Here is an 11,924-nt window from a genome sequence, read left to right as displayed (position 1 = left end):
AGCGGAGCATCGGGGGAAGGGCGCCGGCCACAGGGCAGGGCGGGTCCTCCGGCTTCATCCGAACGAGGGCGTGGATGAGGGGGCGATATAGCGCTTGCCGAGCGCGATCTTCGCGTTCTGCTGCGAGATGTGCTTGAAGTAGGGCCGGCCATTGCCCTCCGAGATAAAGTAAAAATACTCGCCTTGCGGATTGCGCGCGTACCGGAACACGCGGACCACGACGTAGTTGGCCCCGTCGCCGTCCGCCCTTCCTTCCTCGTTCTGCTTGACGATGTGCGCCGTCCGCCCATCGAAACACATGTCGCGACGCTCGCTCGACACGCGCAGCTGGCGGAACTCCTCGTCCACCCGCACGAGAATGCTGCGGTCGCCGCCATAATATATCCCGCTCTTGAAGCGCCGCCAGCCGTGCCAGACGGCGAGTGCGACAAACAGGAGAGTCAGTATGAGGTCCATGCCGGTTCATTCTGGTTAGATGAGGGAAGCAGGCTTGCATCGGGCGGGACGATAGCACGGCAGCGCCCCCGAAAATCCACTGATTGTCACGTGGCGGGCGCAGTGCCTGCAGCCGGCACGGGGCGCAGGCTAGCTGCCGACCGGAACGGATTGCGCTCGTTCAGCTCATCCATGTAGTCGTCGATCCCGCCTTTTTCGCGCTCCAGGAAACGCTCGATCGCATCCGCGAATGCCGGGTGCGCCAGCCAGTGCGCGGACCAGGTGCGCGTGGGCAGGAAGCCGCGCGCCATCTTGTGCTCGCCCTGGGCGCCGCCCTCGAAGGCCTCGATGCCCTGCTCGATGCAGAATTCCAGCGGCTGGTAGTAGGCGCATTCGAAATGCAGGCAGGGCACGTGTTCCAGTTCGCCCCAGTAGCGCCCGAACAGCGTGGTCTCGCTGTGGATCACCAAGGATGCCGCGATGTCGCGCCCGTCGCGCGAGGCGATCACGAGCAGGATGTTGTCGGGCATGCTCTCGCCGATGCGCCGGAAGAAATCCAGGTTCAGGTAGGGCGTCGAGTGGTGCGCCTTGTAGGTATGCCGATAGCAGCGGTTGAACAACAGCCAATCCGCGCCCGTGGCCTCGCGCCCGCGCACCCGCCGCAGCGTGACGCCGGCCTCGCGTACCTTGCGCCGTTCGGCGCGGATGTTCTTGCGTTTTTTTTGTTCCAGCGTGGCCAGGAATTCGTCGAAGTGCCGATAGCCCTGGTTCAGCCAGTGGAACTGGACGCCGCTGCGCAGCAGGAAGCCTGCCTCGCGCAGCTGCTGCGCCTGCTCCTCGGGCGGGAACAGCACGTGGGTGGAGGACACTTCGGTGGCGCGCTGGGTTGCCGCCAGCACGTCGACCAAAGCCGCACGCGCCTGCGCGTCCACCGCCATCAGGCGTGGACCGGCGACCGGCGTGAACGGGATCGCCGACAGCAGCTTCGGATAGTAGTCCAGCCCGTTGCGCCCGTAGGCATCGGCCCAGGCCCAGTCGAACACGTACTCGCCGTAGGAGTGGCCCTTGACGTACAGGGGCAGGGCGGCGGCGAGCTCCTCGCCGTCGAACAGCACGAGGTACTGCGGCTGCCAGCCGGTCTCGGGCGCCGCGCTGCCGGACTCGTGCAGCGCATGCAGGAAGGCGTAGGACAGGAAAGGATTGGGGCTCTCCTGCCCATTTACCAGCGCATCCCAGCGGGCCTGCCCGATTTCCGAAAGAGAAGAAACGATATGCGTGCGATAATTCAAAATGACATCCGTAGCAACGAATTGATGAGCTGCGACCCTGCGGGCCGACCTGTTCGGCAAGCCCGGCGCTAGCCGCCAGCGAAAGACTCACCAATGAACAAACGATTCTTCAACCTCTATACGCACCACTTCGCCCGCGTCGCCGTCGCCATTCCGCGTTGCCGCATCGCCGACCCGGCTTTCAACGTCGAGCAGACGCTTACGCTGGCGCGCCAGGCCGCCGACGGCGGCGCCGTGCTGGCGGCCTTCCCGGAACTCGGGCTGTCGGCCTACAGCTGCGAGGACCTGTTCCACCAGCGCGCGCTGCTCGACGGCTGCCTCGACGGCCTGGCAAGGATCATCGAAGCCTCGACGTCGCTGCCGCTCGCGCTGGTCGTCGGCATGCCCTTGAAGGTCAACCACCAGCTCTTCAATTGCGCCGTGGTCGTGGCGAATGGCCGCGTGCTGGGCGTGGTGCCCAAGAGCTTCCTGCCCAATTATGGCGAGTTTTACGAATCCCGGCAGTTCAGTGCCGCGGATTGCGCGGCGGTCGAGCAAATCGACCTGTTCGGTGCAACGGTTCCATTCGGTCCGAACCTGCTGTTCGAAGTCGAGAACCTGCCGCTGTTTCGCTTCCACGTCGAGATCTGCGAAGACGTCTGGGTGCCGATCCCGCCGTCGTCGTTCGCCGCCATGGCCGGCGCCACGGTGCTGGTCAACCTGTCGGCCTCGAACGTCGTGGTGGGCAAGAGCGGCTACCGCCACCAGCTCGTCAGCCAGCAGTCGGCGCGCTGCCTGGCCGCCTACCTGTACACCTCGGCCGGCCGCGGCGAGTCCACCAACGACATGGCCTGGGACGGCCAGTCGCTGATCTACGAGAAGGGCGACCTGCTGGCCGAATCGGAACGCTTCAGCGACGAGTCAACCGTGATCTTCGCCGACGTCGACCTCGACCGCCTGTCCAACGAGCGCATGCATGCCACCACCTTCGCGCAGTCGGTGCGCCGCCATGCGGAAGAGGTGGCGAAGTTCCGGCGGGTAGCGTTCGGGCTCGACCTGCCGTTGGAGCGCGACATGCCCCTGGCCCGCACCGTCGAACGCTTTCCCTATGTGCCGGCCGACCAGGCGCGCCGCGACGAGCGCTGCACCGAGGTCTACAACATCCAGGTGCAGGCCCTGATCCAGCGTTTGTCCGCCACAGGCTTCAAGAAAGTCGTGATCGGGGTCTCCGGCGGCCTGGATTCGACCCACGCGCTGCTGGTGTGCGCCAAGGCCATGGACCGCCTCGGCCTGCCACGCACCAACATCCTGGCCTACACCATGCCGGGCTTCGCCACCAGCGAACGCACGCTCAGGCAGGCCAACGACCTGATGGCGGCGGTGGGCTGCAGCGCCCAGCTGATCGACATCCGCCCGAGCTGCATCCAGATGCTCAAGGACCTCGGCCACCCCTACGTGGAGGGCAAGGCGGAATACGACATCACGTTTGAAAACGTGCAGGCGGGCGAGCGCACCAACCACCTGTTCCGCCTGGCGAACTTCCACAACGGGATCGTGATCGGCACCGGCGACCTGTCCGAGCTGGCGCTGGGCTGGTGCACCTACGGCGTGGGCGACCACATGTCGCACTACAACGTGAATGCGAGCGTGCCCAAGACCCTGATCTCCTACCTGGTGCGCTGGGTGGCCGAGACCGGCGCGGTGGTCGAGAACGGCAAGGACGTGCTGCTCAAGATCCTCGACACCGAGATCAGCCCCGAGCTGGTGCCGGGCGGAGAACAGGACAGCAAGCCCGCGCAGGTCACCGAGGATGTCATTGGCCCGTACGAGCTGCAGGACTTCAACCTGTATTACACGATCCGCTACGGCTTCAAGCCGAGCAAGGTGGCCTTCCTTTCCTGGAGCGCCTGGCACGACCGCGAGCAGGGCAGGTGGCCGAACGCCGCAACGGTGCGCAACCAGTATGAACTGGGCGCGATCAAGAAGAACCTGGGCATCTTCCTGTGGCGCTTCTTCAAGACCAGCCAGTTCAAGCGTACCTGCGTGCCGAACGGGCCGAAGGTCGGCAACGGCGGTTCGCTGTCCCCACGCGGCGACTGGCGCGCACCGTCGGATTCCGAAGCCACCGTGTGGATGGACGACCTCAAGAATATCCCTGACTAATCCTGTGTTTTAGAGAGACAAGAAAATGAAACAGATTACCTGCGTGATCAAACCGTTCAAGCTGGACGAGGTGCGCGAAGCGCTGGCCGACGTGAACGTCACCGGCCTGACGGTCACCGAAGTGAAGGGCTTCGGCCGCCAGAAGGGCCATACCGAGCTCTACCGCGGCGCCGAGTACGTGGTCGACTTCCTGCCGAAGGTGAAGATCGAAGTGGTGGTGGACGATGCGATGGCCGACAGCGTGGTCGACGCCATCATCAAGGCGGCCCGCACCGGCAAGATCGGTGACGGCAAGATTTTTGTCCAGAACGTGGAACAGGTGATCCGTATCCGTACCGGCGAGACCGGGGCGGACGCGGTATAAGCAGTTGCTGTCGCGGCTGGGGCCTCAGCGCCCCATCCGCAAATCGAACTTCCAGGTAATCAAGCGCAACCCGCTGATGAACAGCGCGCTCGACCACAGCGCGAAATCCGGGTCCACGCCGTACTTGCCCATCAGGAGGAACAGCCAGTTGCCGAGAAAGGCGCAGATCGCGTAGGGCTTCCCGTCGCGGAACACCATCGGCACCTCGTTGCAGACGATGTCGCGCAGCACGCCGCCGAAAATCCCGGTGATCACCCCCATCATCGAGGCGATGAAGATCGGCATGTCGGCCGCCAGCGCGGCCGAGACGCCGGCCACCGAGAACAATCCAAGGCCTACGGCGTCGGCGATGACGATGAGGCGTTCCGAGACGATCTGGCGCAGCGTGCGGATCAGGGGCGAAGCCACCAGGGCCAGCACGAAGATCAGGATCGCGTACTCCTGGTGGATGACCCAGAACAGCGGCCGCCGGTCGAGCAGGATGTCGCGCAAGGTGCCGCCGCCGAAGGCGGTGATGAAGGCCACCGTGAAGACGCCCACCAAATCCATGCGCTTGCGCCGGGCTTCGATGAAGCCGGAGAAGGCGCCGACCAGGATCGCCATGATTTCGATGAACTTGATGAGGGTCATGCGGAGAAGGAGAGCCGTAGTCCTTGCTAGACTACCATGCCGTTCAGCATTTACGGAACGGCCCCTGATGTGGCGTAGGGCGGTCGGCTTGCGACGGGAGGCGCCCAGCCCGCGCGTTCAGCTCCGGCGTGACAAGCCACAGCAGATCCGACGGTTGAACGCGCGCACGGCGAAGCCGTGCACCCTACAATGGGGGCAGCTCAAACCACGGTGGCCGGGCACCGATGAGGGCACCGGTTGTTCAGGTTTGATCCAGCAGCGGCAGCCGTACCGAAAAGATGACTTCGTTGCCGTCATGGCGGTACGCGATCTCGCCATGGTGCTCGCGCACGATCTGCTGCGCGATGTACAGCCCCAGGCCCATGCCCGTGCGGTTGCGCGGGTTGTTCAGCGACGCGCGCTTGAAGGGGTTGAACAGCGTGGTCACGATCTCGGGCGCGATCGGTGCGCCGGTGTTGCAGACGTCGACGACCGCTTCGCGGCCTTCCACCTTCACGCATACCCGTACCGGCTTGCCGGCTTCGCCGTGGTGGCGCGCATTGCTCAGCAGGTTGGACAGCACCTGCCCCATCCGTCCGCTGTCGGCATTCACCATGGCCGGCTCGTCGCAGGTGAGCTGGAAGGGAATGGTCGGGTAGGCCAGGCGCGCTTCGTCGATCAGGTCTTCCACCAGCGCCGTCAGGTTGACCGGCTCGAGCGTCACGCCCAGGCCCAGGCCGCCGTCGATGCGGCTCATGTCCAGCACCTGGCTGATCATGCGTTGCATGCGGCTGGTGGAGGACTGGATGCGCTTGCCCAGCGTCGGCTGGGCGCTGCCTTTTTCCAGCACCATGCCGGCCATGTTGATCGAGTGGAGCGGGTCGCGCAGGTCGTGGCCCAGCATGGCCAGCAACTGGGCGCGCGTGGCTTCGGTCTGCGCGCGGCGCGACGTCATCACCCGCACCAGTTCGGCCAGCGTCAGGCGGCCATTGGCCAGGATGGTCGATTCCCACGGGTGCGCATGGCCGCGCACCGTTTCGTACCAGGCGTCGAACGAGCCGCGCGGCGTCAGACGCTCGCCCAGCGGACCGAAGGTGGTGGTCTTTTCGGGCCGACCGCCCCAGGCGACCTGTTCGATCTGCTCGACGCGCAGCAGCACGTTCCAGCCATTGGCTGCCGGGTCGAAGGGCAGCGCCAGCAGCCCGACCCACTTGCCCAGCCGGGCGCGGACCGGCTCCGGCCAGTCGTCCAGCTTCTCGCGCACCACCAGGTCGTGCGTCTCGGGCAGCGAGGCGACGATGGCCTCGGCCAGGTCTTCGGGAACGTCGCCGTGCACGCGGATCCTGCCGTAGTAGCTGGTGACCTGGGCCTGGGCTTGGGTGGCCGCCAGGATCGCATCGGCGAAGCGGCCGAAGGTCTCGAGCGGGTCGTCTTCGAGCAGCAAATCTTCGACCAGCTTGGTGCGCGTGGAGGCGGAGCGTTCGACCATCTGGCTTTCCAGGCGCGACTCGATGCTGTGGATGGTCGAACCCATCACCTGCGCCAGCACGTCGGCCGCCATGCGGATCGAGTAGGGCACGAGCTTGCGCGACATGTGGTGGCAGGCGATCAGCCCCCACAGGCGGCCGTTGATCACGATCGACACGCTCATCGAGGCGCCCACGCCCATGTTCTTCAGGTATTCGATGTGTACCGGTGAGACGCTGCGCAGGACGGAATGGCTCATGTCGAGCGCCATCGCGTCCGGGGCGCCGAGCAGCGGCATGGCTTCGTACTGCACGTCGACGATGGAGCGCAGGGTATTCAGGATGTACAGGCGGCGCGCCTGGGCCGGGATGTCCGAGGCCGGGTAGCGCTGGCCGAGGTAGGGCACGAGATCCTCGCGCCGGCTCTCGGCAACCACGTCGCCGCTGTCGTCCGGGCGGAAGCGGTAGGCCATCACGCGGTCGAAGCCGGTGATCTCGCGGATCTGGTCCACCGCGATCGACAGCAGGCCATCGATGGTCTTCTGGCGGCGCAGCCGGTCGATCGAGGCATGCGCCTTCACCGCGAAGCGGGCCACCTCGTCGGCGCCGACTTCGCGCTGCTCGAATTCGGCAACGACCCGGCCGAAGGCGGCGTGCACGACGCAGTCGTAATCGGTGCCGTTGACGCAGACCGGCACGGTCGAGGGCGTCAGTTCGGCATCGCCGGGCCCCAGGTAGTCGAGCAGGAGTTCGAGTGCCGCAGGCGGCAGCGCCAGCGAGGCGTACGGGGCGCCGGGTTCCAGTTCGACGCCGAGCAGGGCGCCGGCATTCGCGCTCCAGCCTTCGAGCGCGCCTTCGGCGTTGAAGAAGAGGAGGGCGCCGTGCGGCTGGATGGAACCGGGAATGTGGATCGGCTCGTCTGCACAGTTGAGCAGGTCGACCTGGCGGCCATGCTCCATCGGAACCACTGAAGTACCCTTCAATTCGCCACCATTCCCTTCTCGTCAAATCCGGCAATTACCGGTCGAGCGCATTGTACAGCGAATACATATCAGGACACATTCTACTGGCGTGTCCGCGTTGTATTCCGTACGTTCCCTCACTCGAGCAGGGCGGGACGCAGCAGCGCGATCAGGGCGCCGTGGCCGCCATCCTTCTTCCCGGCAACGCAGAAGGCCACGACTTCGTTTTTTTGCACCAGCCAGCTGTGCACGATGCCACGCAACACGGGCTGGCCCTTGGGTGAGCCGTAGCCGATGCCGTGGACGATGCGCACGCAGCGCACGCCCCGGCGGTTGGCGTGGTGCAGGAAATCCGTGAGGGCGTCGCGCGCCTGGTCGCGGTTCATGCCGTGCAGGTCGAGCTCGTCCTGTACCGGCCAGTGGCGCTTGCGCAGCTTGCGCACCACGTCCGGGCCGACGCCGGGCTGGGCGTAGCTCAGGGAAGGGTCTTCGTCGAGCAGGCCTTCGACGTCGAACAGGTCGGACAGCGATTCGCGCAGGACGGCCTGGATTTCTTCTTCCTCTGTCAGGGGCATGCCCGGCTTGCGGTCCTGGAAGCCGCGTTCCGAGGGCACGTACACCGGGCGGTAGACGTAGCGGTCCGATTCGGGCAGTTTCTTCACGCCCTGCATCGCGCCGCGGAATTCCACGGCGCGTTCGCGCGCGATGCGCTCGCGCTTCTCGCGCTCGGCCTTCTCGATGGCGCGCAGGCGCTCGTCTTCCTTGAGCTTGTCGCGCAGGCCCTTGAGTTCAGAAAAGTCCTTCATGCCCTTTTCGCACCCGACAATTCATTGCCGGGCGCTCTTCCTATACAGTTATGCCGGCGAGTCTTCCAGCGCCTCCAGGTAGCGCTGCGCATCGAGCGCGGCCATGCAGCCGGTGCCCGAGCTGGTGATCGCCTGGCGGTAAACGTGGTCCTGCACGTCGCCGGCCGCGAACACGCCCGGTACGCTGGTGGCGGTCGCCATGCCGTCAAGGCCCGAACGGGTCCGGATGTAGCCGTTCTGCATCTCGAGCTGGCCTTCGAAGATGCCGGTGTTCGGCTTGTGGCCGATCGCCACGAACAGGCCGTGCACGCCCAGGTCCTTGGTTTCGCCGCTGACGGTCGACTTGATGCGTAGCCCGGTCACGCCGCTCTGGTCGCCCAGGACCTCGTCCAGGGTGTGGTTCAGTTCCAGGACGATCTTGCCTTCGCTAACCTTGTGCATCAGGCGGTCGACCAGGATCGGCTCGGCGCGGAACTTGTCGCGGCGGTGGATCACGGTGACCTTCGAGGCGATGCCCGCCAGGTACAGCGCTTCCTCGACTGCGGTATTGCCGCCGCCGATGACGGCCACTTCCTGGTTACGGTAGAAGAAGCCGTCGCAGGTGGCGCAGGCCGACACGCCCTTGCCCATGAATTCCTGTTCCGACGGCAGGCCGAGGTACTGGGCCGAGGCGCCGGTGGCGATGATCAGGGCGTCGCAGGTGAACTCGTGCGAGTCGCCCACCAGGCGGATCGGCTTCTCGTTCAGGTAGGTGGTGTGGATGTGGTCGAACACGATCTCGGTGTTGAAGCGTTCCGCATGCTGCAGCAGGCGCTGCATCAGTTCCGGGCCCTGCACGCCCAGCGGATCGCCCGGCCAGTTCTCGACGTCGGTCGTGGTCATCAGCTGGCCGCCCTGTTCGACGCCGGTCACCAGCATCGGCTTCAGGTTGGCGCGCGCGGCATAGACGGCGGCGCTGTAGCCGGCAGGACCGGAACCGAGAATCAGGACTTTGGCGTGTTTGGATGTAGTCATGGAAGGCTTCGTATCAATGTAATCAAGCGGTGAACAGCGCTGGACAAGCGTGAACAGACGGAAATTGGGGGTGGCCCGCGCAAGAATCAAGGCCGGAAATGCGACAAGCATGCAACATGCGTGCAACACAGGATTATAGACGATGATGCACACCAGCATGAATCGTGGACCGGCTCGGCGGTATATCGCTTAGAATGCACGGATCGCGTTAGCGAACACTTCAGTGGAACCATTCAGCAGCACCGCGCAATGAGCAAGAACAGCCAAGCCAGCCCGTCAGGATACACCCGCACCGCACAAAGCACGCGCGCCTCGCGCCAGCCGCTGCCGGGGCGTCTTTCGCGCCTCCTGTCGGAAGCGCGCTGGATCGCGATGGCCGTCGCCTTCCTGTATTTCGTCCTTATTTTATTGAGCTATAACAAGGGCGACCCGGGCTGGTCGCACGCCAACGCGGTGCCGAAGATCGCCAACCTGGGCGGCAAGGCCGGCGCCTGGCTGTCCGATCTGCTGCTGTTCATCTTCGGTTTCTCGGCCTGGTGGTGGGGCGTGATCTTCCTGCGCGGGGTGTGGAAGGGCTGGCGTCGCCTGACCGACAAGCTGGCCCCGCCCGAGGAGCCGCCGCACGCCGGCGAGATGTACGTGCGCTGGACCGGCTTCGCCATCATGCTGGCCGGCAGCCTGGGACTGGAATACCTGCGCATGTGGTCGTGGAACGTTGAGCTGCCGCGCGCCGCCGGCGGCGTGCTGGGCCAGCTGATCGGCCATTCGGCCCACGTCGCCTTCGGCTTCACCGGCGCCACGCTGCTGCTCCTGCTGCTGTTCGGCCTGGGCTTTTCGCTGTTCTTCCAGGTGTCGTGGCTGGCCGTGGCCGAGCGCATCGGCGCGGCGGTCGAGGCCAGCGTCGACTGGTTCCGCCTGCGCATGGAAGACCGCGAAGACCGCAGGCAGGGCGAAGCCGCGGCCGTCAAGCGCGACGAAGTCGTCGTCCAGGAACGCCAGAAATACACCGAGAAGCATCCGGCCCCGACCCCGATCGTCAAGGCCGAGCCGATGCTGGAACCGCATGCCGACATGGGCGCCGATGCACGTCCGGCGCCACGCCCCGAGCCGGCCATCCTGCCGCCCTCGATTCCGCCTGCCGAGGCACTGGCGGCGCCTTCGGCCGCATCGCCGGGCGCAACCGCGGCCTCGACCATCAAGATCGAGCCGCAGATGGTCAACGTGCCCAAGTCCGAGCGCGCCGAAAAGGAACGCCAGACGCCGCTGTTCCGCGAACTGGCCGCGGATTCGCCGCTGCCGCCGCTGGCGCTGCTGGACGAACCGCCGCCGGCCCAGGAAGCCGTGGCCGTCGAGACCCTGGAATTCACCAGCCGCCTGATCGAGAAGAAGCTGTCCGACTTCGGCGTCGAAGCCAAGGTCGTGGCGGCCTACCCGGGCCCGGTCGTCACCCGCTACGAGATCGAGCCGGCCACCGGCGTCAAGGGCAGCCAGATCGTCAACCTGGCGCGCGACCTGGCGCGTTCGCTCTCGCTCACCTCGATCCGCGTGGTCGAGACCATCCCGGGCAAGAACTACATGGCGCTCGAGCTGCCGAATCCGAAGCGCCAGATCGTGCGCCTGTCGGAGATCGTCGGCTCCAAGGTGTACGGCGACGCCCCGTCCAACCTGACCGTCGCGCTGGGCAAGGACATCGCCGGCAAGCCGGTGATCGCCGACCTGGCCAAGATGCCGCACCTGCTGGTGGCGGGTACCACCGGTTCGGGTAAATCGGTAGGCATCAACGCGACCATCCTGTCGCTGCTCTACAAATCCGACCCGGCGGACGTGCGCCTGATCCTGATCGACCCGAAGATGCTGGAAATGTCGGTGTACGAGGGCATCCCGCACCTGCTGGCGCCGGTCGTGACCGACATGCGCCAGGCCGGCCACGCGCTGAACTGGGCCGTGAACGAAATGGAGCGCCGCTACAAGTTGATGAGCAAGCTCGGCGTGCGCAACCTGGCCGGCTACAACGCCAAGATCCTGGAAGCGGCCAAGCGCGAGGAGCACATCCCGAACCCGTTCTCGATCTCGCCCGACAATCCGGAACCGCTCGAGAAGCTGCCGACCATCGTCATCATCATCGACGAACTGGCCGACCTGATGATGGTGGTGGGCAAGAAGGTGGAAGAACTGATCGCCCGTATCGCCCAGAAGGCGCGTGCGGCCGGCATCCACCTGATCCTGGCGACCCAGCGCCCGTCGGTGGACGTGATCACCGGCCTGATCAAGGCGAACATCCCGACCCGTATCGCCTTCCAGGTATCGAGCAAGATCGACTCGCGCACGATTCTCGACCAGATGGGCGCCGAGACGCTGCTGGGCATGGGCGACATGCTGTACATGCCGCCGGGTACCGGCCTGCCGATCCGCGTGCACGGCGCCTTCGTCTCGGACGACGAAGTGCATCGAGTTGTAAAACATCTGCAGTCGCTCGGTGAACCGAACTATATTGAAGGCATTCTCGAAGGCGGCACGCTGGAAGAAGGCAATGCCGACGGTGTGCCTGCGGGCGAGGGAGGCGGTGAATCCGACGCGCTGTACGACCAGGCCGTGGCCGTGGTGCTCAAGAACCGCCGCGCCTCGATCTCGCTGGTGCAGCGCCACTTGCGCATCGGCTACAACCGCGCCGCCCGCCTGCTCGAGCAGATGGAGCAAAGCGGGGTGGTCTCGCCGATGCAGTCGAACGGCAACCGCGACATCCTGGTGCCGGCTGCTGCCGCCGAATAACCCTGGCCGAACGGGGTAGCGCTGGCTGAATGCCGGTGCCATCCGTAGGGTGGGCGGGTCCCCCGCCC

The 11,924-nt window shown here is 65.6% G+C and carries 9 protein-coding genes; 3 read left to right on the top strand and 6 right to left on the bottom strand.

Translation table 11 applies throughout. The annotated features are described in order from the left end of the window. Nucleotides 1-54 precede the first annotated feature (54 nt). Nucleotides 55-456, bottom strand: a complete 402-nt coding sequence (locus tag ACFFJK_RS11850; RefSeq protein ID WP_379679358.1) for a hypothetical protein — start codon at nt 454-456, stop codon at nt 55-57. Between the two features lie 86 nt (nt 457-542). Further along, the gene (locus tag ACFFJK_RS11845; RefSeq protein ID WP_379679356.1) at nt 543-1,724 is read right to left on the bottom strand and encodes a GNAT family N-acetyltransferase; all 1,182 of its coding nucleotides are present in this window, start codon (nt 1,722-1,724) and stop codon (nt 543-545) included. Between the two features lie 93 nt (nt 1,725-1,817). Here ACFFJK_RS11845 and ACFFJK_RS11840 point away from each other — a divergent pair, with 93 nt between their 5' ends. Together ACFFJK_RS11840 and ACFFJK_RS11835 are read left to right on the top strand one after the other, a co-directional pair. After that, nucleotides 1,818-3,866, top strand: coding sequence for an NAD(+) synthase (locus ACFFJK_RS11840; RefSeq protein ID WP_379679354.1), 2,049 nt, complete (start codon nt 1,818-1,820; stop codon nt 3,864-3,866). A gap of 25 nt (nt 3,867-3,891) precedes the next feature. After that, nucleotides 3,892-4,230 carry a P-II family nitrogen regulator gene (locus ACFFJK_RS11835; protein ID WP_379679353.1) on the top strand — a complete coding sequence of 113 codons (339 nt, stop codon included), beginning with the start codon at nt 3,892-3,894 and terminating at the stop codon, nt 4,228-4,230. Nucleotides 4,231-4,254: 24 nt separating this feature from the next. Here ACFFJK_RS11835 and ACFFJK_RS11830 read toward each other — a convergent pair whose 3' ends face one another. The 4 genes from ACFFJK_RS11830 to trxB form a co-directional block, all read right to left on the bottom strand. Continuing rightward, the gene (locus ACFFJK_RS11830; protein ID WP_036250491.1) at nt 4,255-4,860 is read right to left on the bottom strand and encodes a trimeric intracellular cation channel family protein; all 606 of its coding nucleotides are present in this window, start codon (nt 4,858-4,860) and stop codon (nt 4,255-4,257) included. Nucleotides 4,861-5,101: 241 nt separating this feature from the next. Beyond that, the gene (locus ACFFJK_RS11825) at nt 5,102-7,288 is read right to left on the bottom strand and encodes an ATP-binding protein (RefSeq protein WP_379679352.1); all 2,187 of its coding nucleotides are present in this window, start codon (nt 7,286-7,288) and stop codon (nt 5,102-5,104) included. A gap of 116 nt (nt 7,289-7,404) precedes the next feature. Next, nucleotides 7,405-8,073: a Smr/MutS family protein gene (locus tag ACFFJK_RS11820; protein WP_379679351.1), complete on the bottom strand. Its 669-nt coding sequence runs from the start codon at nt 8,071-8,073 to the stop codon at nt 7,405-7,407. Between the two features lie 48 nt (nt 8,074-8,121). Beyond that, nucleotides 8,122-9,087 (bottom strand): thioredoxin-disulfide reductase, encoded by a 966-nt coding sequence (gene trxB, locus ACFFJK_RS11815; RefSeq protein ID WP_379679349.1) that lies wholly within the window; start codon nt 9,085-9,087, stop codon nt 8,122-8,124. A 249-nt stretch (nt 9,088-9,336) separates the two neighbouring features. Between trxB and ACFFJK_RS11810 the strand changes: the two genes are divergently transcribed. Continuing rightward, entirely contained in the window at nt 9,337-11,856 is a 2,520-nt protein-coding gene (locus tag ACFFJK_RS11810; RefSeq protein WP_379679348.1) for a DNA translocase FtsK, read from the top strand. Nucleotides 11,857-11,924: the final 68 nt, after the last annotated feature.

Source organism: Massilia consociata, from assembly GCF_042432755.1.
Classification (GTDB): domain Bacteria; phylum Pseudomonadota; class Gammaproteobacteria; order Burkholderiales; family Burkholderiaceae_D; genus Telluria; species Telluria consociata.
The sequence above is the reverse complement of the archived record's forward strand: the minus strand, read 5'-3'. Positions and strand labels throughout refer to the sequence as shown.

Bases quoted from the DNA above. Each gene is read 5' to 3' on its own strand.
- ACFFJK_RS11850 (WP_379679358.1), bottom strand. From the start codon at position 456: ATGGACCTCATACTGACTCTCCTGTTTGTCGCACTCGCCGTCTGGCAC.
- ACFFJK_RS11840 (WP_379679354.1), top strand. From the start codon at position 1,818: ATGAACAAACGATTCTTCAACCTCTATACGCACCACTTCGCCCGCGTC.
- ACFFJK_RS11835 (WP_379679353.1), top strand. From the start codon at position 3,892: ATGAAACAGATTACCTGCGTGATCAAACCGTTCAAGCTGGACGAGGTG.
- ACFFJK_RS11830 (WP_036250491.1), bottom strand. From the start codon at position 4,860: ATGACCCTCATCAAGTTCATCGAAATCATGGCGATCCTGGTCGGCGCC.
- ACFFJK_RS11820 (WP_379679351.1), bottom strand. From the start codon at position 8,073: ATGAAGGACTTTTCTGAACTCAAGGGCCTGCGCGACAAGCTCAAGGAA.
- trxB (WP_379679349.1), bottom strand. From the start codon at position 9,087: ATGACTACATCCAAACACGCCAAAGTCCTGATTCTCGGTTCCGGTCCT.
- ACFFJK_RS11810 (WP_379679348.1), top strand. From the start codon at position 9,337: ATGAGCAAGAACAGCCAAGCCAGCCCGTCAGGATACACCCGCACCGCA.